Here is a 20,607-nt window from a genome sequence, read left to right on the forward strand (position 1 = left end):
GACTGAAATCGCCTTATATCACGCGCTTGGAGCGCTACCTGCCCCGAAAACTACCCATGAATTTTTCTGACGAGGCTGTTTTATTTACTCATGCCGTTGGTTGTTCTTGAGGGCATTACCTGTATAGCGGCCTTTGCGACGTGCACGCTCCTCACGATGACTTGCAGGGCGCGCCTTTTGGAGGTGGCCCGCGGTCAGGTAATGGCATCGAGTTCTATCCAGAAGGTGCTGCCCTGGCCGATAGTACTGTCTATACCGATAGCCCCGCCCATCATTTCGATGAGATGGCGGGTGACGGCCAGGCCGATGCCGGTGCCTTCAATCTCTGTGGTTGCATCAAGCCGCTCAAAGTCAGCAAACAGGCGTTGCTGATCGGTATCTGAAATGCCCGGTCCGGTATCACGAATGCTGATGCGAATGCGTTGCTCACGGGTTAATTCCGCATCCAGGTAAACCGAGCCTTGTTCCGAATTGTACTTGATCGAGTTGGCCAGAATATTGATAACGGCCTGCTTGAGTCGCAGCGGGTCAACCTTGAGGCGTAGCGCAGATCCATGGATGTTGTTTTCTATCGTGATCCCCTGTTTATCTGCAAGCGGGTGCATCAGTTTGACACATTCCCGGGCAAGCTCGTGCAGCTCGAATTCAACCGGAAACAGATCCATCCGCCCCGACTCGATACGGGCGAGATCAAGAAGCTGGTTGATGAGGTTCAGCAGGTGTTTGCCGCCCGCGACAATTTCATTGACGTGCGCGTGCTGGCTGGCACTGAGTGGTTCTTTCTGGTCGTATTCGAGCAGCTGCGAGAAACCGAGAATCGCATTCAAAGGTGTGCGCAATTCATGACTCATGCGGGAGAGAAACTCGGTCTTGGTCTGACTGGCGGCCTCAGCCTCTTCTTTTGCGCTTTGTAACTCGGCGGTACGCGATTCGACCAGTGCTTCAAGTTCGGCCTCGCGGGCCTCGGCAGCCTGCTCTGCGAGCTTGCGGATCGAGATGTCGCGTACCACCAGAACCCGGGCACCGGAAGTATGGCCATCAATTTCATGCAAGGGTCGCGCACTGACTTCTACCGGGAAGAATCGCCCATCTCGAGCCGTGCATGAAGCCTCTTTATCAAATTCGGGCAAACCGTCGGCATCGATGCCTTGCAGATTGAGAACGGCGCCAAGCGGCTGGCCACTTGCGGCGGCGATGCTGTAGCCGGTCAGGTGCTCAGCCGCCTCATTCATGTCAATGACTGTGCCATCTATGTCACAGCTGATGACACCATCGGCAATCGAATGCAGTACGGTTTCGGCATATTCTTTCTCGCGAAACAACTGCTGTTCGGAATGGGCAGTGTGACGGATGATATAAATAGCGATTGCTATTCCGGCGAGGATAACGACAACGGCCATGAAAGTAATGACATACAGCGAGGTACGCAGCTCACGGCCGATATCCAGCGTCGCCTGGCGGGTGCTTTCACGTTGCATGGCCTGGAGCTTGCCGGCATAGGCATAATTGGCCCGTTGCAGGGGGACGGCGCGGGTCACAAACACCTGACGGGCCTCGTCGAAACGCTCCTGATCAATGAGTTTGATGATCTCATTATGCGACTGCGCGATCTCAAAGGACTTGAGCCGTGCCGTTTCCAGTAGCCGCTCCTCTGCAGCACTGAGCTGGCTTTGCCGCAGGGCGTCGCGGGCCAGAACGAAGCGGGTACCATGGCGGTTGAAGCGCAGAAATTCCTCATCACGTTCAAAGGGGTCATCCATGAGCAGCATCTGGCTGAGTGAGATTGAGCGGTTGCGGCCGGCCAGGCGCATATCGTGAAGCAGGTCATTTTTAAGGTTATTGCTGCTGATCACCTTTTCAAGGCGCTGGGTTCCCGAATGGATGTGCATGGCCGCCAGCGCGGTAAACAGTGCTACCAGGCCGAGCACAAGGGCAAAGGCACCGACGAGGGCCGTTTGGGTCGTTCGAAATTGCATTCAGGCGCTCCGCGTTTATTCTTCTATGCCTGGCCGCGCGGGTTATTATCGGTTAACCGGCCTGGACGAAGGCGTTACTGGCATATCCATTCGCCAAGTCTTCCGTTAAAATACACACCTTCCACGTATTTATCGACCGAATCACATTATTTTTGAGATAAGAACATGTCGACACGGATAAAAATCTGCGGGATCACGCGCCCGGAAGATGGTATTGCAGCGGCACTGGCCGGGGCGGATGCCATCGGCCTGGTCTTTTACCCGACATCACCCCGGGCGGTGAGCATCGATCAGGCCGCCAGGATCTGCGCAGCATTGCCGCCGTTTGTCACTACAGTAGCGCTGTTTGTCGATGCCGGGCAGCTTGCTATCGAGGACGTGCTGGATGCTGTGCCGATCGACCTGTTGCAATTCCACGGCAACGAAACACCTGCCCAGTGTGAGGTATTCGCGAAACCCTATATAAAGGCCATCCGCATGAGTGAAGAGGCGAACCTGGCCGAAGCCGCCGCTGAATATGCCTCGGCGCGCGGCCTGCTGGTTGATGCCTGGTCGCCGACCGAGGCCGGCGGTACCGGCGAATGCTTTGACTGGGCGCGTGTCAGCCCGGCTATGCGTGACGGGCTGGAAACCCCTATAATCCTTGCTGGTGGTCTGCACCCGGGTAACGTTGCCGAGGCCATCGCCACCGTTAAACCATACGCTGTTGATGTGAGCAGCGGGGTAGAGATAAGCAAGGGCAGCAAGGATATCGACAAAATCACGGCCTTTATGCAGGCCGTCAGACAGGCAGACAACACATGAATGACGAAGCAAACGCCAAAGACTACATGCACATGCCCGACGCGCGTGGTCATTTTGGACAATTCGGGGGCCGTTTTGTCTCCGAGACGCTGATGGAGGCGATTGATGAGCTGACCGCGGCCTACGAGAAGTACAGCAAGGACCCCGATTTCCTCGCCGAGTTTGACTACGACCTCGAACATTATGTCGGCCGCCCGTCGCCGCTGTACCATGCCGAGCGCTGGAGTCGTGAGCTCGGCGGCGCACAGATCTATCTGAAGCGTGAAGACCTCAATCACACCGGCGCGCACAAGATCAACAACACCATCGGTCAGGCGCTGCTCGCCAGGCGCATGGGCAAGAAGCGGGTCATTGCCGAGACCGGCGCCGGGCAGCACGGCGTGGCTTCGGCCACAGTCGCGGCCCGCTTTGGCATGGAGTGTGTCGTCTACATGGGCGCTGAAGATATCCAGCGACAGGCCCTGAACGTCTATCGTATGAAACTGCTCGGTGCCAAAGTGGTGGCGGTGGAATCGGGCTCGAAGACGCTAAAAGACGCGCTCAACGAGGCCATGCGTGACTGGGTTACCAATGTTGACGATACCTTTTATATTATTGGCACCGTGGCCGGACCGCATCCGTATCCGACCATGGTGCGTGATTTCCAGGCAGTGATCGGCCGCGAGGCTCGTGCGCAGTGCCAGAAACAGACCGGTCGCCTGCCGGATGCGCTGATTGCCTGTGTTGGCGGTGGTTCGAATGCGATTGGCCTTTTCCATCCTTTCCTCAATGATGCAAGTGTGAAGATTTATGGCGTCGAAGCCGCCGGTGACGGTCTCGATACCGGTCACCACGCCGCACCCTTGTGCGCCGGCAAGCCAGGTGTGCTGCATGGTAACCGCACCTACCTGATGGAAGACAACGACGGCCAGATCACCGAGACCCATTCCATTTCCGCCGGCCTCGATTACCCGGGTGTGGGGCCTGAGCACGCCTGGCTGAAAGATGTCGGTCGCGCTAACTATGTGGCGGTGAATGACGAAGAGGCGGTGGCGGCCTTTCATGACCTGACCCGTATCGAGGGTATTCTGCCCGCCCTCGAGTCGAGCCATGCCCTGGCCTATGCGAAAAAGCTCGCCCCGACCATGGGCAAGGAAGAAATAATAATCATTAATCTGTCCGGTCGTGGTGACAAGGACATTCATACCGTCGCGGCACGGGAAGGTATTCAGTTTTAATCATGAGTCGTATTACAGCAAAATTTGAGGCCTTGAAAGCCACCGGGCGAAAGGCCTTGATACCTTATGTGACGGCCGGTGACCCTAATCCGAACGTGACCGTACCGCTCATGCATGACATGGTCGCAGCCGGTGCCGACATCATCGAACTTGGCGTGCCGTTTTCCGATCCGATGGCCGATGGACCTGTGATCCAGAAAGCCAGTGAGCGCGCCCTTGTGCATCACACCAGTCTGCGCGATGTGATCAGCATGGTGAAAGAGTTTCGCAGTGTAGATAACGAGACACCCGTGGTGCTCATGGGCTACCTGAACCCGATTGAGATCATGGGTTACGAGACCTTTGCCCGCGAGGCCGCGGGAGCCGGTGTCGATGGTGTCCTCACCGTGGATTTGCCGCCGGAAGAGGGTGAGGTTGCCATCCAGGCCTTTGCTGTCAATGGTCTGGACCCGATATTCCTGATTGCTCCGACGACGACCGCTGCACGTATGCAAAAGGTCTGTGATGCGGCGCGTGGTTTTGTCTACTACGTCTCGCTGAAGGGTGTAACAGGTGCGGCGACGCTGGATACGGCTGCCGTGGCCACGAAGATAGCGCAGATCCGCCACTGTACGGAGATGCCGGTCGGGGTCGGGTTTGGTATCAAGGATGCCGAGACGGCCGCTGCGGTGGGCACCGTGGCCGATGCCGTGGTGGTCGGTAGCGCCCTGGTCAACCAGGTGGAGGCACATATCCTTGAACCCGAGGCGATTTCGCCGGCTATCTGCGCCATCCTGGGCAGTATCCGCAAGGCGCTGGATGGCCTCTAGCAGTCGGCATCGGCTGGGCAATCTGGCAGGATAGGTCTATAATCAAATCTGCCCGTTTCAATTCGGGTGACTTCTCAGAAATATGATAGAACATTATGAGCTGGTTCGAAAAATTACTACCATCAAAGATTCGCACCGATAGCACGACACGCAAGAGCGTGCCCGAAGGCCTGTGGAAGAAATGTGCAGCCTGTAACGCGGTGCTGTACCGGGCCGAGCTCGAGCGTAACCTGGATGTCTGCCCGAAGTGCGATCATCATATGCGCATCGGTGCCCGTCGTCGTCTCGAGACCTTCCTCGACCCTGAACCGCGTGTTGAACTTGGCCGCGAACTCCGCCCTGTTGATGCCCTCAAGTTCCGCGACAGCAAAAAGTACAAGGATCGCCTCACCAGCGCACAGAAGGCCACGGGTGAAGAAGATGCCCTGATCGTGATGCATGGCCAGGTCAATGGTATTCCACTGGTGGCATGCGCATTTGAATTTCGCTTCATGGGTGGCTCGATGGGTTCCGTGGTCGGCGAACGTTTCCGTCGCGCCGCTGAATTCTGTATCGTCGAAGAATTGCCGCTGGTCTGCTTCTCCGCCAGTGGCGGCGCGCGTATGCAGGAGGCCCTGTTCTCCCTCATGCAGATGGCCAAGACCAGCGCCGCGCTGGCCAGGTTGTCACGCCGCGGCCTGCCGTTTATTTCGGTGATGACCGACCCGACCATGGGGGGAGTCTCGGCCAGTCTGGCCATGCTCGGTGATATCAACATGGCCGAGCCGAATGCCTTGATTGGTTTTGCCGGCCCCCGCGTGATCGAGCAGACCGTGCGCGAGACCCTGCCGGAAGGTTTCCAGCGGAGTGAGTTTCTGCTTGAACATGGAGCTATCGACATCATCGTCGATCGCCGCCAGATGCGGGATAAGGTCAGCCAGCTGCTGGCCATGCTGACACGTCAACCGGCTCCCGTGCTGGCGACTGCCGCCGAACGTGAGGCAAAACATGCCGAAGACGCCGACGTCACTGAAATACCTGCCGTTACCACGCCGGTATGATCAACTGATGCCCCTGGCTAACACGCAGTTCTGACAGCATGCCGGCACTTGACGCCACCACTTCATTGAGCGACTGGTTAACGTGGCTCGAGACACTGCACCCCACTGAAATTGAGCTTGGTCTGACCCGTGTCGCCGAGGTTTACCAGCGCATGGGCTGCCGGCGTCCTGCCCGCTACGTCATCACCGTGGCCGGCACTAATGGCAAGGGCTCAACAATTGCCATGCTGGAAAGCATTTTGCTCAGTGCCGGTTACGCGGTTGGCAGCTATACCTCGCCTCACCTGCATCACTACAGTGAGCGGGTTCGCGTCGATGGCGTCGACAGGAGCGACAAGAGCCTGTGCCGCGCCTTCACACGGGTGAACGCGGCACGCGGCGAGGTGTCATTAACCTATTTCGAGTTTGGCACCCTCGCCGCCCTGGATATATTCAGCCGCAATCATCTCGATGTCGCGCTACTTGAAGTCGGTCTCGGCGGTCGACTGGACGCCGTCAATATTATCGACCCGGATATTGCCGTGATCACCAGTATCGCGCTTGACCATGAAGAATGGTTGGGCAGTGACCGTGAGGCGATAGGCCTTGAAAAGGCCGGCATCATGCGGGCGGGGATCCCGGTAGTGTGCGGGGACCGCCAGCCGCCACAAAGCCTGTTGCAGTGCGCGGCAGACTTGAAGGTCAGCCTGTCTTGCCTCGGCCAGCAGTTTGGGTATGAAGCCGACACTGAAACCTGGACCTGGTGGAGCGATAACGGGCAGGGTCAGTTGAGCCATGTCGGCTTGCCGCAACCCGCGCTCTCCGGTGGCTTCCAGCTCGACAATGCGGCCACCGTGCTGGCGACCCTGCAATGTCTCAGAGAGGTACCCGTGGATCGGTTCGATATCGAGGAAGGCCTCAAACATGTCCGCTTGCCGGGGCGTTTCCAGCTCCTGGCGACGACGGCCATCCCCAGCATTTATGACGTGGCGCATAACCCGCATGCGGCCGCTGCCCTGGCGCTGAGTCTACAGGCGCAGCGGGTGACGGGGCGCACCCGCATGGTATTTGGTGCCATGGCCGACAAGGATATCGCCCTTATCGTGAACGAGTTGTCCGCCGTTGTGGATCGCTGGTACCTGGCCGCGCCGCGGATTGCCCGTGCCGCACAACCCGAACAGATATCGACTATATTGCGGGAGCAGGGTATCAGCGAAGACAATATGCAATCGTATGCAGGTGTCAGCCAGGCCTTTGAGGCGGCGCAGGCCGAGGCGGAAGAAGATGACCGCATTGTGGTCTGTGGTTCCTTCTATACTGTGGCAGAGGCATTGCCAGCGCATGTATAATGCTTGCAGCAGGGAAACAGAGGTATAGGTAGTGGACGATATTAATCTCAAACAGCGACTCGTCGGGGCCGTGGTGCTCGTCTCGCTGGCCGTGATCTTCATCCCGATGATTCTCGATGGCCGTGATCCGACGGTGAACTACATTACCAAGAGCAACATTCCGCCCAAACCGGAGCGTGACTTTGTCTCCCGCGTCATCCCCCTGAATCCCTCGCCCGTTCCGCAACCGGAATTGCTGAGCGAAGCACCGGCGGTGGAAACCGGACTGCAGGTCGATGATACCCCACCAGCGGAGACAGACACCGAAACACCGGCAGAGGCGCCAGCTGCCCCGAAGCCGGTGGCCAAACCCAAACCTGAAGCCGTGGTTGCCGCCAAACCGGAGATAGTCGTCAAGCCCAAAACCGGTCTGAGTGCGTGGGCCGTGCAGGTGGGTAGTTTCAGTTCAAAGGAAAATGCCTATGCCTTGCGTGACAAGCTGCGCAAGCAGGGCTTCACCGTCTTTGTTGATACCATATACAGCAAGGACACACCGGTTTTTCGGGTCCGCGTCGGACCGGAAATCAAGCGTGAACAGGCCGATGCCTTGCAGGCAAAACTGGCCAAACAACTCAAGGCCAGGCCCATTGTTGTCCAACACCCCTGAGCAGATGAGTATACTGAGACATATTGTTGCGCCTCTGCTAGGATCCGCCGCTCTGATTACCGGCCTTTGATGAGCCGGCGGAGTTAAAGCATGATCTGGGTAGATTACGGCATTTTAATTATCGTGGCACTGTCGGCAGTGATTAGCGTCATGCGCGGTTTTGTCCGCGAAGCCCTGTCACTGGCGGCCTGGGTGGCGGCCTTCTGGGTAGCCTTCAGTTTTCATCAACACCTGGCCGTCCTTTTCACCGATTATATTGACGCACCTTCCATCCGCCTGATTTCCGCCTTTGCCCTGCTGTTTGTGGTGACCCTCGTGATTTGTGCCATTATTAATAACCTCGTGGCCAAACTGGTGAAGCAGTCCGGCCTGAGTGGCACGGATCGTATGCTCGGCGTGATATTCGGTGTGGCACGCGGCGCGGTCATTGTCGCGATCCTGGTTTTGCTGGCCGGACTGACACCCTTGCCCGCAGACCCGTGGTGGAAGGAATCCACATTTATTGTTCATTTTCAAACCATGGCGTTATGGCTGCGGGATTTCCTGCCGCCGGATATTGCCGGAAATTTCCAGTACGATTGAGGGCGCTTTATGTGCGGGATAATCGGAGTAGTCGGTCGTAGTGCGGTCAACCAGACCCTGTATGACGGCCTGACAGTCCTTCAACATCGTGGCCAGGATGCGGCCGGCATCATGACCTGCGAACAGGGACACCTGCATCTGCGCAAGAGCAACGGCCTGGTGCGTGACGTCTTTCATACTCGCCATATGCTGCGCCTGCGCGGCAACATGGGCATTGGTCATGTGCGCTATCCGACTGCCGGTTGTTCTTCGTCTGCGGAGGCGCAGCCGTTCTATGTGAATTCCCCGTTTGGTATCAGCCTGGCGCACAATGGCAACCTGACCAATGCCGATGAGCTCAAGCGCGAGGTGTTTGAAGAAGACCTGCGCCACATCAACACCTCGTCCGACTCGGAGGTGTTACTGAACGTATTTGCCCATGAGTTGCAGTCACTGGGCAAGGTTCGGATCACCGAGCAGGATGTATTCCAGGCGGTAGCCCGTGTCCACCAGCGTTGCCGTGGTGGTTATGCCGTGGTCGCCATGATCACCGACTTTGGCATTGTTGCCTTCCGTGACCCGAACGGCATCCGGCCACTCTCTTTTGGTTGCCGCCAGACCGATGCCGGCCCCGAGTGTATGGTCGCCTCCGAGAGTGTTGCCATCGATGCCGTCGGTTATGACCTGATCCGTGACGTGGAGCCGGGTGAAGCCGTATTTATCGATATGAATGGTGATCTGCATACCCAGCAGTGCGCGCGGAATGCGCAGCTTAATCCTTGCATCTTTGAACATGTTTATTTTGCGCGTCCTGATTCCATCATGGATGACGTGTCGGTATACAAGGCGCGCCTGCGTATGGGTGAAAAGCTGGCCCAGAAGATCCAGCGCATCTGGCCGGACCATGATATCGATGTAGTTATCCCGATCCCGGATACGAGCCGTACCTCGGGCCTGCAAATGGCCAACGAACTGGGCGTCCTCTACCGCGAAGGCTTCATCAAGAACCGCTATATCGGACGCACCTTTATCATGCCGGGGCAGAAGCAGCGCAAAAAATCGGTGCGCCAGAAACTTAACGCGATTGAACTCGAGTTTCGTGGCAAGAATGTCATGCTTATTGATGATTCGATCGTGCGCGGCACAACCTCGAAACAGATTATCCAGATGGCCCGCGAAGCCGGTGCCAGAAAGGTTTACTTTGCCTCAGCCTCGCCGCCGGTACGCTATCCGAATGTCTACGGTATCGATATGCCCAGCACCTCGGAGTTGATTGCACACGACCGTACCGATGAAGAGATATGCAAGGTAATCGGTGCGGATCGCCTGATCTACCAGGATCTCGACGACCTGGTAGCCTCGGTGCAGAGAGGCAATCGGGAAATTACCCGCTTTGATACCTCCGTGTTCAGTGGTGAATATGTCACCGCCGATGTGACGACACAATACCTGCACCAGCTGGAATTATTGCGCTCCGATTCGGCCAAGCATGAGCGCGAGGAAGGCGATCATGATGGCATCGACATGCATAACACCGATTAAGGGGGGACAGGTCAAAATAGTATTTACATTCGGCCGCGCCTGACCCATCACTGCTGTGTTGCGTTTCTTGGCAAGGACGATGCCATTACCTGCGAAACGCGCCTTGCATTGATGGCCCAGGCACGCCCTCGGTGTGGACAACATTATTTCGACCTGCCCCCCCAAGCGGCAGGATTGACAGTCTGGCAGGGATTGCCTAAACTTCTTTGATATTGAACGCGCCGATTTGACTCAGCTTGCGGGCGCATTATAAATACAGCTAAAGAGGGGCAACCTGCTTTAGCGATCGCTGGCGGGTTTTTTTGTGCCTGCCGGACGTGTATAACATGTTTTAAATCTTCCGCGAACGCGGAATGAGGAGCCAGGATGTCAGATAAATCAGACAAGTCAGATTACCGTTTTAGCACACGTGCTGTGCGCGCCGGCCAACATCGCACAGGGGAAGGCGAGCACTCGGAACCGATTTTTACTACTTCAAGCTATGTGTTTGACAGTGCCGAGGAGGCGGCGGCCCGTTTTTCGGGGACAGAGCCTGGCAATATCTATTCACGTTTCACCAACCCGACCATACGGACCTTCGAAGAGCGTCTCGCCGCACTTGAAGGAGGGGAGCGTTGCGTGGCAACTGCCTCGGGCATGGCTGCCATTCTGGCGACCTGTCTCGGTCTGCTGAAGAGCGGCGATCATATTGTCGCCTCGCGGAGTATTTTTGGCACCACGGTCGTGCTGCTTTCCCAGCACATGGCTAAATTTGGTATCGAAACGACTTTCGTTGACCTGACTGACCTTGGCGCATGGGAAGCGGCGATACAGGAAAATACGGTATTCCTGTTTCTGGAAACCCCCTCCAATCCCCTGGGCGAGGTAGCTGATATTGCCGGACTGGCAGACATTGCCCATGCCCGCGATTGCCTGCTGGTAGTGGATAACTGTTTGTGTACGCCGGCCCTGCAACGGCCCCTGGAGCTGGGTGCGGATATCATCATTCATTCCGCGACCAAGTTTATTGACGGACAGGGGCGCTGTATCGGGGGGGCTGTGGTTGGTACCGAGGAGATCGTCGGCAAGGATATCTTTGGTGTAGTGCGTACCTGCGGGCCGGCCATGAGTCCGTTCAATGCCTGGATCTTCCTGAAAGGTCTGGAGACACTGAGTATACGCATGCGTGCCCATTCCGGGAATGCGCAACAGCTTGCCGAGTTTTTGCAGGCCAGTGCGGCAGTAAAGGCCGTGCACTTTCCGGGACTGGCGTCCCATCCCCAGTATGCGCTGGCGAAGAAGCAGCAATCCGCTCCCGGTGCGGTATTGTCGTTTGAACTGGTTGGCGGCAAGGAAGATGCCTGGCGCTTTATCAATGCTACCGAACTGGTTTCGATTACGGCCAATCTGGGTGACACCAAGACCACGATCACGCACCCGGCGACGACCACACACGGGCGCCTGACCCCGGAGCAGAGACTCGAATCGGGTATTACCGATGGCCTGATCCGTATCGCGGTCGGCCTGGAAGATATCGAGGACCTGAAGCTTGATCTGTCGCGTGGTTTCAGTGCGATTGCGTAAATAATAACAAAGAGACTGGATATGTTTGAAAACCTGAACATGGCGTCATTGCTTGAGACCTATGCCGTGCCGTGGGGCATTAATATCATTCTCGCGCTGGTTATTTTTGTTGCGGGTCGTGTGGCGACAAAAATTATTACCAGGGTGATTCGCAAGCTGCTTATCCGTGCGGACATGGATGACATGCTGGTCAATTTTGTCTGTTCGATTCTCAAAACGGCCTTATTGTTGTTTGTCATTATCGCGGCCCTGGCCCAACTCGGCGTCGACACCAATTCATTGATTGCCTTGCTCGGTGCCGCCGGTCTGGCGATTGGCCTGGCGCTGAAGGATTCGCTGCAAAACTTTGCCTCGGGGGTGATGTTAATCATCTTCCGGCCTTTCAGGGCCGGTGACTTTGTCGAAGCCGCCGGCATTTCCGGTACCGTGGAAAGGATCAGTATTTTCAGTACGCAGATGAGGACCGGTGACAACCGCGAGATAATCATACCGAACAGTAATATCTATAGTGGTACGATCACGAATTACTCCGCCCGTGATACACGTCGTATCGATATGGTATTCGGCATCGGCTATGACGATGACATCCGCAAGGCCCGCGATATCCTGCAAAACCTGGTGGATAACGATGCGCGTATCCTCAAGGAGCCGGAAGCGCAGATTGCCGTCTCCGAGCTGGCCGACAACAGTGTCAATTTCATTGTCCGTCCCTGGGTAAAAAGGGATGACTACTGGTCAGTGAAGTTTGATATGAATGAAAGCGTCAAACTGGCCTTTGATGAAAACGGGATATCGATTCCTTTCCCGCAGATACAAATGCATATGACCAGGGAATAACATTAAAACCGGTGTATGGCCGGATGGTCAGTCCGGCGGCAAGCTGGCCTGTGTGACGATATAAGCGCGGTGCCAGTGTAGAATCACACATCTCATGTCCAGACATCATAAAAACCTGTTGAGTATCTTCAATCATGCCTTGCAGGCGGTAAATGGCCGGCGCTGCGTGGCGGCGGCCCTGCGTGAAAGTCCGATCACCGGGCCCGTAGTGGTGATCGCAATCGGCAAGGCGGCGCTGAGTATGGCGCAGGGGGCCGATGAGGTACTCGGTGAGCAGATTACGGACGGCCTCGTCATTACCCGGCATGGCCACGGCGGGCCTTGTAGGCTGCCCTGTCTCGAGGCCGGCCACCCGGTGCCGGATGAAAAAAGCTTAATCGCTGGCCAGGCCCTGCTCGACTGCCTGGCGCGTAGTCCGGCCGGGGCCACCTTCCTGTTCCTGATCTCGGGTGGGGCCTCGGCGCTGGTCGAAGTCTTGCCAGAGGGTATCGATGCCGGCGACCTGGCGCGAATGAACGACTGGTTATTGGCCAGCGGCATGGACATCGCGCGCATGAACCGGGTGCGCAAGGCGGTGTCACGGATCAAGGGTGGCCGTCTGGCTCATTATCTGCAGGGACAGGCCGCTGTGGGGCTATTGATTTCCGATGTGATCGGTGACGACCCGGCAGTGATTGGTTCCGGCCTGCTGGCACCGAGCGCCCCTGACATAATGGGGCTGGCGGATATTCCTCTGCCGGGCTGGTTCATGAGCCTGACCGAACTGGCCGAGCCAATGCCGACGGCGGCGGCAACGTGTTTTAAAAATATCCGGCTGAAGGTCATCGCCAACCTGAACCGGGCCTGTGCGGGAGCAGCAGACAAGGCCGATGCGCTTGGCTATGACGTGTTTCTGCACCCGGACCTGTTTTGCTGTGATGCCGAATCCACCGGCCGGCGACTTTCCTCTGCCCTCATGAACGGGGCCGAGGTCTTGCATATCTGGGGCGGCGAAAGCGTGGTGGAATTACCGGCGCAGCCGGGTCGCGGCGGCCGTAACCAGCACCTGGCCTTGTCGGCGGCAATAAACCTCCACGGGCATGCGGGTTGCCTGTTGCTTGCCGCCGGCACCGATGGCAGTGATGGCCCGACCCCGGATGCAGGCGCATTGGTGGACGGCGGCACCGTGTCGCGTGGTGAACAGGCCGGTCTCGATGCCCGTGCTTGCCTGCAAGCCTTTGATGCAGGAAGGTTTCTCGAGGCCAGCGGGGATTTGATCAGCACCGGGCCGACGGGGACAAATGTCATGGATATCGTACTTGGACTGAAAACCCATTAAGCTTGGCTTATGTCTAACCTGTTTGATGCCGCGGGCCAATGCCTGGCCTGCTGTGACCCTGATGAAAAGTGCACGCTGAGCAATACCGTTGCCAGCGCCTGGCAGGCCGGCGAGCTGGATTGCACCGGCACGGTTGCCCCCCTGCCGATCGGCGAGCCGGGTCGGCCGCCGCGCCCGGAACTGGTCACGCCCCGTGAGCTGAATTCGCGCAAGCTGGGCAGCCGTGCGGGACAAGCCGCGCTGATCCATGCCATTGCCCATATCGAGTTTAATGCGATCAACCTGGCCTGGGATGCGGTATATCGTTTTCGTGACATGCCCAGGCAGTTTTATGCAGACTGGCTCCGGGTCGCCTGCGAAGAGGCCAGCCACTTCCGTCTGCTGCGCACACACTTGCAGACACTCGGTTATGATTATGGGGATTTTGTCGCCCATAATGGCCTCTGGGAAATGGCACAGAAGACCGCGCACGACGGCATGGTACGCATGGCCCTGGTGCCACGCGTGCTCGAGGCGCGCGGGCTGGACGTGACCCCGGGTATGATCAAGCGTCTCGAGAGCCTGGGTGACCATCGCGCTGTGGAGATTCTTGATATCATCCTGCGGGAAGAGGTTGGTCATGTCGAGATTGGCACGCGCTGGTTTCGTTATCATTGTGAACAGCGCGGCCTCGACAGCGAGCAGACCTTCAAGGCCTTGCTGGAAGAATATATGCCGGGTTCGGTGCGCGGCCCGTTTTACTACGCGGCGCGCAGGCAGGCCGGATTTACGGAAACAGAAATGCAAATGCTGGAAGATTCAGCGAACAGGAGAGAACAGTGAAGAACATAATCGTGGGATTGATGACAATCATGTTGGTTGCCTGTGGTGACAACCAGGACACGGAGACTGAACCGGCTGCACCGGATGCAAATGCATTGCAGGGCCAGGTAAAGAAGCTGCCGGCAACGGCGATGCTGCTCTATGATGTAAACGAACCTGGCACAGAGCCCTACCAGTCACGGATTATCGTTAACGATGCCTTTATCCGGCTGGATGAAAACGATGATGGTAATGACTTTGTGCTCGTCGATCGCAAGCAGAAGATTGTCTACAGCGTCTCAAGTGATAATGATGCGATTCTCGTCGTCAACAATCACCCGGTGGAAATGACGGCACCAATGGAATTCAGGTTATCGATAGACAAAAAAGCCGATGATAATGCCCCGCAGATCGATGGCAAGGATGTCGTGCAGTATGTTTTCAGGGTTAATGGTCAGGCCTGTAATAATGCGATGATTGCAGAAGGCTTGCTCATGAACGTGACGGAGGCGCTTTCCGAGTATCGGCATATTCTTGCCGGCCAGCATGCCTCCACACTGAAGAATGTCCCTGCCGATGTGCGTAATGCCTGTGACATGGCTTCATATATCTTCCATCCGGATCGACACCTGCAGTTCGGGTTACCGGTCCAGGAGTCGGATTATAGTGGCTATAAACGGAGCCTGGTGGATTTTAATGATGATTGGGCAGCTGATCCGAAACTGTTCATATTACCGGCAGCGTTTGGTCGTTTTTCAATTGATGATCTGAATGTCCCGGCCGAATCCGAAGAGGTTACGCCGGGAACTGTCTGAGCTCACAGCCTTTTTCGTCGCAAAACAAGACACTGCCGACCTCATTCCAGTCACCGAGCACAATACGCTGTGCAGGTACGCCGTCGAGCTTAAAGCTGTGAATGGCGGGGCGGTGAGTGTGGCCATGAATCATTTGCGTGACACCATACTTGCGCATCAGCTCGGCCACCGCTTGCGCATTCACATCCATGATCGCCTCCGGCTGGTCACGCAGGTGCTCACGACTCATGCTGCGATACTCGTGTGCCAGTTCGATGCGTTTGTCCAGGGGCAGGGCCAGAAAATCGTCTTTCCATTTCCTGCTGCGGAGTAATTTCCGGCTCTCCTGGTGTTTGATATCGTCTGTGCACAGGCTGTCACCGTGTAATAACAATGTGGGCCTGCCATAGAGATCAATCACGCTGGGGTCGGGCAGGAGCTGGCAACCGGTGCGGGCGGCAAAGCCGTCGGCGAACAGAAAATCCCGGTTGCCCTGCATGACATAAAGTGGCACCCCCTGATCACTCAGGCGCCGTAGTTGGCGGACAAACTGCCCGGTTTCAGGGCGCTCATCATCATCGCCGACCCAGGCCTCGAACAGGTCACCCAGAATGTAGAGGGCCTCGGCCTGCGCGGCCTGCTCGGTCAGGAATCGTTCAAACAGCCGTGAGAGTTCAGGCAGGCATGCATCAAGGTGCAGATCGGAGATGAACAGGGTGGCTGCCATTCGTAGCGGCTTTTTACTCGACGATTTCTACACGTTCGATGATAACGTCTTCAACCGGCACATCCTGGTGCATGCCGCTGCTACCGGTCGCCACGTTCTTGATTTCCTCAACGACATCCATGCCATCGGTTACCTTGCCAAATACACAATAGCCCCAGCCCTGTGGAGTGGGTGAGCTGTGATCCAGAAAGCTGTTGTCTTTAACGTTAATAAAGAACTGCGCAGTTGCAGAGTGTGGATCGTTGGTGCGCGCCATGGCGATACTGCCGGTGACATTGGATAGGCCGTTGTCCGCTTCATTCTTGATCGGCTCACGGGTTTCTTTCTGGACCATGCCGGGTTCCATGCCACCGCCCTGAACCATGAAGTTGCTGATTACGCGGTGGAAGATAGTGCCGTCATAAAAGCCGTCACGGGCATACTGCATAAAGTTTTCAACAGTGAGCGGGGCTTTTTCAGCGTCGAGTTCGAGCGTGATAATCCCATGGTTGGTGTGTAGTTTAAGCATAGTATTTACCTTGTTTAAGAGTGAGTGGCTTATTCGACGGTGACTTTTTTGATCAAAACCGCTGTCAGGGGAACGTCACGAGAGGGCAGCGGTGTGTCTGCACCGGTGGCAACCTGGCGGATTTTGTCAACCACGTCCATTCCTTCAACAACCTGACCGAATACGGCATAACCAAAGCCGCGTGGTGTTGGCCCGCGGTGATCGAGGGAAGGGTTGTCTTTTACATTAATGAAAAACTGCGAGGTGGCTGAATGAATAACGCCGGTACGGGCCATGCTAATCGTGCCGCGAAGATTTTGCAGTCCATTGTTGGCCTCATTGATGATCGGCGGCCGGGTGGGTTTCTTATTATAGTGTTCGTCATAGCCACCGCCCTGGATCATAAAGCCATCGATCACCCGATGGAAAATGGTGCCCTCATAAAATCCTGATTGCGCGTAACTGAGAAAGTTCTTTACCGTAATGGGTGCCCGGGCCTTGTCGAGCTCGAGGACGATATCACCCATGCTGGTTTGCATGTGGACACGCACCTTGTCGGTATCCGCCGTCAGTGCCTGGACAGGCAATAACAGGGCGAGGCCCACGGTCAGGAGGAATTTAACGATTTTGTGCATGTTTCCTGGATTCTCTGCTATATAGGTTTTTTCTGAACTGAGACTAATAATATAGGCTTTGCGCCCATCATGAAAGCCGTCGCCGTTGTCGGCTGTGAGCAGGGTTTTGTCCGGAAGCGGGCTTTCCGTTACCATTCCCCGCCATAGAACCATTGCAAGCGGGCCGCTGCCCGGGAGAACTCGACAACCGTGCTGGAAATCTACAACACCCTGACGCGCAAGAAGGCGCCGTTCAAACCAATCGATCCGGAGAATGTCCGCATGTACGTCTGTGGCATGACGGTTTATGACCTTTGCCATCTCGGTCATGCCCGCGTGCTGGTGGTGTTCGATGTGGTCAATCGCTACCTGCGGCATGTCTTTGGCGATGACAAGGTGACCTACGTGCGCAACATTACGGATATCGATGACAAGATCATCGCCCGCGCCAACGAAAACGGTGAGGCATTTGATGTGCTTACCGGACGCTTTATCGACGAAATGACCAGGGATGCCGACGCGCTGGGCGTGCAACGGCCCGATATTGAACCGCGTGCCACCATGTATATGCAGCAGATCATCGACATGATCCAGACGCTCATTGAAAAGGGCAGTGCCTATGCTGCCGGCAATGGTGATGTCTATTACGCGGTAAATCACTTTGCTGACTACGGTGCCCTCTCCGGCAAACATCTCGAAGACCTGCGGTCCGGCGCACGCGTTGAGGTCGATGAAGCAAAAAAAGATCCCCTCGACTTCGTCTTGTGGAAGGCCGCCAAACCAGGCGAGCCGGATTGGGATTCACCATGGGGCAAGGGCCGGCCGGGCTGGCATATCGAGTGTTCGGCCATGTCGACACACTGTCTTGGACATCATTTTGATATCCATGGTGGCGGTATGGACCTGCAGTTCCCGCACCACGAAAATGAAATCGCCCAGTCCGAAGCCGCGACCGGTGAAAAGTTCGTCAATGTCTGGATGCATAACGGTTTTGTGCGTATCGATGATGAAAAGATGTCCAAGTCACTGGGCAACTTCTTCACCGTGCGCGAGATTCTCGCCCGCTATGCACCGGAGGTGGTGCGTTACTTCGTGCTCAGCAGCCATTACCGCAGCCCGTTGAATTACTCGGATGTCCATCTGGACCAGGCGCGGGCGGCACTGGAGGGTTTTTATACGGCGCTGCGCGATCTGGATCCGGACCTGAATGCCGATGGCGGCGACTATGAAGCCCGTTTTATCGCCGCCATGGACGACGATTTTAACACCCCCGAGGCACTGGCCATCCTTGCCGAGTTACGCCACGCCATTAACAAGGAAAAAAATGCCGGTGCGACCGACAGGGCCAATCAACTGGGCGGCGTGATGGTCCGGCTCGGTCGTCTGCTTGGCCTGGTGCAGGATGCCCCCGAGACCTGGTTGACCGCCGCGGCCGGCGAGCAGGCGGATGAGCTGGACGCGGCTGAAATTGATACCATGATCGAGGCCCGCGATGCGGCCCGTGCGGCAAAAGACTGGGCCGAGGCGGATCGCCTGCGCGAGGCGTTGACGGCTATGGGGATTATCCTCGAAGATAGTTCGGGGACGACGCGCTGGCGCCGGGGCTAAAACCGCCGAGCACCGCGAGGCGCGGAATTTTACGCCTGATTGGCTGTCGTAAAATCAGGTTTGTATGGATAATCAACGAGGAAAAGTCATGCGTGTAATCCTTTCAATGTGTCTATTGATCTTTGCGGTGACCCCGGCCTGGGCGGCCGGGTCGAACAGGGCCATGAAAGAGGACAAGACGCAAGTCAACGACTGGAACAGGTTTGCCAGTGACCTGTATGCCCTCCATAAGGAGCAATTATCCGCTCACAAGGTAAAAGAAACAGTGAAAATGGGGGGATACCGGGGCAGGAAGGATTTCTACAAAGAGGTCACCTATGCCGATGCGCAAACCGGTCGCGTTCTGAGCCGCATTCAGTGGGAAATAGAGAATCCCGGGAATATTCACGTTATCGAAGTCTTTCAGTATGACCAGGAAGGTCGCGTAAGCCTCGACTACACGGCGGCTTTTCTGCCAGGCTTTCGCAATGCCCCCGTTCAGACACTGGTCGCCACTCACGCGTATAACGAAGACCTGCACGCTTTCCGAACGTTCGATGCGAGTGGTGATACGGTATTCGAGCGTTGCACAGGGACTTACAAGGGCAAGACCATCGCGCTCGATTTCGAAGACTACCAGATCGAAACCATGCGTCTTGAGCCTGCCGGCATGATGAAAAGCTCGGCATATCAAGCCTGTTTTGGCTCGCTCGAACTGACCGCGGCCAGCTTTTTACCGCCGCGTAAACAGTAGCGACCTAATCGACGTCGCGTGCCTCGGCCGCGTCGACGGTGTTTTCCAGCAGGGTGGCAACTGTCATGGGACCGACCCCACCCGGTACCGGAGTGATCCAGCCGGCGCGTTCCGCGGCCGGGGCAAATTCGACATCTCCGACCAGGCGACCGTCTTCGAGGCGGTTGATACCGACATCGATCACAATGGCCCCGGGTTTGATCCATTCTCCCTTAACAAATGCGGGAATACCGACACCGGCCACCACCAGGTCGGCGGCCGCAACCTTGGTGGCCAGTTCACGGGTCTTGCTGTGACAGATCGTCACCGTGCAGCGGGCCATGAGTAACTCCAGGGCCATTGGTCGACCGACGATATTCGAGGCCCCGATGACCACTGCATCCAGACCGGCCAGCGTCTGACCCGTGCTTTCCAGCAAAGTCATGATGCCGCGGGGGGTACAGGGGCGCAGCAAGGGTCGGCGTTGAACGAGACGGCCAAGATTGTAGGGATGAAAGCCATCTACGTCCTTGGCCGGGTTGATCCGCTCGATCACCGTATCGGCATCAATGTGTTCCGGTAGTGGTAACTGCACCAGAATACCGTCGACGCCGGGCTCATTGTTGAGGCGGTCGATGAGGGCGAGCAATTCGGCTTCGCTGGTGTCAGCGGGCAGATCATAAGAGTGGGATAACACCCCGGTTTCTTCACAACGCTTGCGTTTGCTGCCCACATAAACACTGGATGCGGGGTCGTTACCGACTAATACTACGGCCAGGCCGGGTGCAGGCTTGCCGGCAGCAATACGCGCCTCAACGCGCCTGGTGACCTTGCCGAGCAGGTCGGCGGCGATTTGCTTGCCATCTATGCGGTGTGCGGTCATGAAGTCATCCCGTCCGGATCATGAAAGGCCGGGATTATACCTGAATTGCAAGCCGAATTGACGCGGCGTTTTCCTGCGCGTATTATCCCGTTCCCTGCTCAGCAGACCCCCTTGGTCTTGAGCAGGAAAAGTCGGGATTTAACAGGCGGTTGCTCGCCGTAATCTCGCCATAAATCGGGGTATAGCGCAGTCTGGTAGCGCGCCTGCTTTGGGAGCAGGATGTCGGGAGTTCGAATCTCTCTACCCCGACCAAATTATTGGTCGTTTGTTTCAGGCTATTGCCGGAGACAAACGCGGTTGCAGTAGAGAGATTTGAACTCCCGACGAAAGTCATAAGGTG

20 protein-coding genes and 1 tRNA gene are annotated in these 20,607 nt (G+C 56.7%); 16 read left to right on the top strand and 5 right to left on the bottom strand.

Translation table 11 applies throughout. From position 1 onward, the window contains the following. Positions 1 to 194: 194 nt before the first annotated feature. Positions 195 to 1,976 carry a sensor histidine kinase gene (locus RQ738_RS02200; protein ID WP_314161751.1) on the bottom strand — a complete coding sequence of 594 codons (1,782 nt, stop codon included), beginning with the start codon at positions 1,974 to 1,976 and terminating at the stop codon, positions 195 to 197. Positions 1,977 to 2,141: 165 nt separating this feature from the next. Between RQ738_RS02200 and RQ738_RS02205 the strand changes: the two genes are divergently transcribed. The 13 genes from RQ738_RS02205 to RQ738_RS02265 all read left to right on the top strand — a co-directional run bounded on the left by RQ738_RS02205 (position 2,142) and on the right by RQ738_RS02265 (position 15,257). Next, positions 2,142 to 2,780 carry a phosphoribosylanthranilate isomerase gene (locus tag RQ738_RS02205; RefSeq protein ID WP_314161752.1) on the top strand — a complete coding sequence of 213 codons (639 nt, stop codon included), beginning with the start codon at positions 2,142 to 2,144 and terminating at the stop codon, positions 2,778 to 2,780. Next, positions 2,777 to 3,997, top strand: a complete 1,221-nt coding sequence (gene trpB, locus RQ738_RS02210; RefSeq protein ID WP_314161753.1) for a tryptophan synthase subunit beta — start codon at positions 2,777 to 2,779, stop codon at positions 3,995 to 3,997. Before RQ738_RS02205 ends, trpB begins: the two co-directional genes overlap by 4 nt. Positions 3,998 to 3,999: 2 nt before the next feature. After that, positions 4,000 to 4,806, top strand: coding sequence for a tryptophan synthase subunit alpha (gene trpA / locus RQ738_RS02215; RefSeq protein WP_314161754.1), 807 nt, complete (start codon positions 4,000 to 4,002; stop codon positions 4,804 to 4,806). Between the two features lie 95 nt (positions 4,807 to 4,901). Then, a complete protein-coding gene (gene accD, locus RQ738_RS02220) occupies positions 4,902 to 5,846 on the top strand; it encodes an acetyl-CoA carboxylase, carboxyltransferase subunit beta (protein WP_314161755.1) in 945 nt (314 codons plus the stop codon). Positions 5,847 to 5,884: 38 nt separating this feature from the next. Continuing rightward, complete coding sequence (folC, locus tag RQ738_RS02225) at positions 5,885 to 7,174, top strand: bifunctional tetrahydrofolate synthase/dihydrofolate synthase (RefSeq protein WP_314161756.1); 1,290 nt, start codon at positions 5,885 to 5,887, stop codon at positions 7,172 to 7,174. A gap of 31 nt (positions 7,175 to 7,205) precedes the next feature. Continuing rightward, the gene (locus RQ738_RS02230) at positions 7,206 to 7,820 is read left to right on the top strand and encodes an SPOR domain-containing protein (RefSeq protein WP_314161757.1); all 615 of its coding nucleotides are present in this window, start codon (positions 7,206 to 7,208) and stop codon (positions 7,818 to 7,820) included. A gap of 90 nt (positions 7,821 to 7,910) precedes the next feature. Further along, positions 7,911 to 8,402 (top strand): CvpA family protein, encoded by a 492-nt coding sequence (locus tag RQ738_RS02235; protein ID WP_314161758.1) that lies wholly within the window; start codon positions 7,911 to 7,913, stop codon positions 8,400 to 8,402. Positions 8,403 to 8,411: 9 nt separating this feature from the next. Then, positions 8,412 to 9,923 carry an amidophosphoribosyltransferase gene (gene purF, locus RQ738_RS02240; protein WP_314161759.1) on the top strand — a complete coding sequence of 504 codons (1,512 nt, stop codon included), beginning with the start codon at positions 8,412 to 8,414 and terminating at the stop codon, positions 9,921 to 9,923. 366 nt (positions 9,924 to 10,289) lie between these two features. After that, entirely contained in the window at positions 10,290 to 11,486 is a 1,197-nt protein-coding gene (locus RQ738_RS02245) for an O-succinylhomoserine sulfhydrylase (protein ID WP_314161760.1), read from the top strand. Between the two features lie 21 nt (positions 11,487 to 11,507). Beyond that, positions 11,508 to 12,323 carry a mechanosensitive ion channel family protein gene (locus RQ738_RS02250; RefSeq protein WP_314161761.1) on the top strand — a complete coding sequence of 272 codons (816 nt, stop codon included), beginning with the start codon at positions 11,508 to 11,510 and terminating at the stop codon, positions 12,321 to 12,323. Positions 12,324 to 12,417: 94 nt separating this feature from the next. Then, the gene (locus RQ738_RS02255; RefSeq protein WP_314161762.1) at positions 12,418 to 13,641 is read left to right on the top strand and encodes a glycerate kinase; all 1,224 of its coding nucleotides are present in this window, start codon (positions 12,418 to 12,420) and stop codon (positions 13,639 to 13,641) included. A gap of 9 nt (positions 13,642 to 13,650) precedes the next feature. Further along, entirely contained in the window at positions 13,651 to 14,463 is an 813-nt protein-coding gene (locus RQ738_RS02260; RefSeq protein ID WP_314161763.1) for a ferritin-like domain-containing protein, read from the top strand. After that, complete coding sequence (locus tag RQ738_RS02265; protein ID WP_314161764.1) at positions 14,460 to 15,257, top strand: hypothetical protein; 798 nt, start codon at positions 14,460 to 14,462, stop codon at positions 15,255 to 15,257. The genes RQ738_RS02260 and RQ738_RS02265 overlap by 4 nt, the downstream gene beginning before the upstream one ends. Here the strand turns inward: RQ738_RS02265 and RQ738_RS02270 are convergent. From RQ738_RS02270 to RQ738_RS02280, 3 genes are read right to left on the bottom strand one after another with little or no spacing between them, the layout of a single operon-like run. Next, the gene (locus tag RQ738_RS02270; protein ID WP_314161765.1) at positions 15,238 to 15,963 is read right to left on the bottom strand and encodes a UDP-2,3-diacylglucosamine diphosphatase; all 726 of its coding nucleotides are present in this window, start codon (positions 15,961 to 15,963) and stop codon (positions 15,238 to 15,240) included. The genes RQ738_RS02265 and RQ738_RS02270 overlap by 20 nt on opposite strands. Before the next feature lie 13 nt (positions 15,964 to 15,976). Then, positions 15,977 to 16,471 (bottom strand): peptidylprolyl isomerase, encoded by a 495-nt coding sequence (locus tag RQ738_RS02275; protein WP_314161766.1) that lies wholly within the window; start codon positions 16,469 to 16,471, stop codon positions 15,977 to 15,979. Between the two features lie 29 nt (positions 16,472 to 16,500). Continuing rightward, complete coding sequence (locus tag RQ738_RS02280; RefSeq protein WP_409929512.1) at positions 16,501 to 17,085, bottom strand: peptidylprolyl isomerase; 585 nt, start codon at positions 17,083 to 17,085, stop codon at positions 16,501 to 16,503. A gap of 189 nt (positions 17,086 to 17,274) precedes the next feature. Here RQ738_RS02280 and cysS point away from each other — a divergent pair, with 189 nt between their 5' ends. Then, positions 17,275 to 18,672, top strand: coding sequence for a cysteine--tRNA ligase (gene cysS / locus RQ738_RS02285; RefSeq protein WP_314161767.1), 1,398 nt, complete (start codon positions 17,275 to 17,277; stop codon positions 18,670 to 18,672). A gap of 88 nt (positions 18,673 to 18,760) precedes the next feature. Then, on the top strand, positions 18,761 to 19,405 hold the full coding sequence (locus RQ738_RS02290; protein WP_314161768.1) for a hypothetical protein: 645 nt from the start codon (positions 18,761 to 18,763) through the stop codon (positions 19,403 to 19,405). Positions 19,406 to 19,409: 4 nt separating this feature from the next. Here RQ738_RS02290 and folD read toward each other — a convergent pair whose 3' ends face one another. After that, positions 19,410 to 20,267, bottom strand: a complete 858-nt coding sequence (gene folD, locus RQ738_RS02295; RefSeq protein WP_314161769.1) for a bifunctional methylenetetrahydrofolate dehydrogenase/methenyltetrahydrofolate cyclohydrolase FolD — start codon at positions 20,265 to 20,267, stop codon at positions 19,410 to 19,412. A gap of 175 nt (positions 20,268 to 20,442) precedes the next feature. Here folD and RQ738_RS02300 point away from each other — a divergent pair. Next, positions 20,443 to 20,519 (top strand) — tRNA-Pro (locus tag RQ738_RS02300). Positions 20,520 to 20,607 lie beyond the last annotated feature (88 nt).

The organism is Sulfuriflexus sp. (assembly GCF_032250955.1).
GTDB lineage: Bacteria > Pseudomonadota > Gammaproteobacteria > AKS1 > AKS1 > Sulfuriflexus.

Coding starts and splice junctions, on each gene's coding strand:
- RQ738_RS02290 (WP_314161768.1), top strand. CDS start 18,761: ATGCGTGTAATCCTTTCAATGTGTCTATTGATCTTTGCGGTGACCCCG.
- RQ738_RS02205 (WP_314161752.1), top strand. CDS start 2,142: ATGTCGACACGGATAAAAATCTGCGGGATCACGCGCCCGGAAGATGGT.
- trpA (WP_314161754.1), top strand. CDS start 4,000: ATGAGTCGTATTACAGCAAAATTTGAGGCCTTGAAAGCCACCGGGCGA.
- trpB (WP_314161753.1), top strand. CDS start 2,777: ATGAATGACGAAGCAAACGCCAAAGACTACATGCACATGCCCGACGCG.
- RQ738_RS02280 (WP_409929512.1), bottom strand. CDS start 17,085: ATGCACAAAATCGTTAAATTCCTCCTGACCGTGGGCCTCGCCCTGTTA.
- RQ738_RS02200 (WP_314161751.1), bottom strand. CDS start 1,976: ATGCAATTTCGAACGACCCAAACGGCCCTCGTCGGTGCCTTTGCCCTT.
- RQ738_RS02260 (WP_314161763.1), top strand. CDS start 13,651: ATGTCTAACCTGTTTGATGCCGCGGGCCAATGCCTGGCCTGCTGTGAC.
- folD (WP_314161769.1), bottom strand. CDS start 20,267: ATGACCGCACACCGCATAGATGGCAAGCAAATCGCCGCCGACCTGCTC.
- RQ738_RS02275 (WP_314161766.1), bottom strand. CDS start 16,471: ATGCTTAAACTACACACCAACCATGGGATTATCACGCTCGAACTCGAC.
- RQ738_RS02255 (WP_314161762.1), top strand. CDS start 12,418: ATGTCCAGACATCATAAAAACCTGTTGAGTATCTTCAATCATGCCTTG.
- purF (WP_314161759.1), top strand. CDS start 8,412: ATGTGCGGGATAATCGGAGTAGTCGGTCGTAGTGCGGTCAACCAGACC.
- RQ738_RS02235 (WP_314161758.1), top strand. CDS start 7,911: ATGATCTGGGTAGATTACGGCATTTTAATTATCGTGGCACTGTCGGCA.
- RQ738_RS02245 (WP_314161760.1), top strand. CDS start 10,290: ATGTCAGATAAATCAGACAAGTCAGATTACCGTTTTAGCACACGTGCT.
- folC (WP_314161756.1), top strand. CDS start 5,885: ATGCCGGCACTTGACGCCACCACTTCATTGAGCGACTGGTTAACGTGG.
- RQ738_RS02250 (WP_314161761.1), top strand. CDS start 11,508: ATGTTTGAAAACCTGAACATGGCGTCATTGCTTGAGACCTATGCCGTG.
- accD (WP_314161755.1), top strand. CDS start 4,902: ATGAGCTGGTTCGAAAAATTACTACCATCAAAGATTCGCACCGATAGC.
- RQ738_RS02270 (WP_314161765.1), bottom strand. CDS start 15,963: ATGGCAGCCACCCTGTTCATCTCCGATCTGCACCTTGATGCATGCCTG.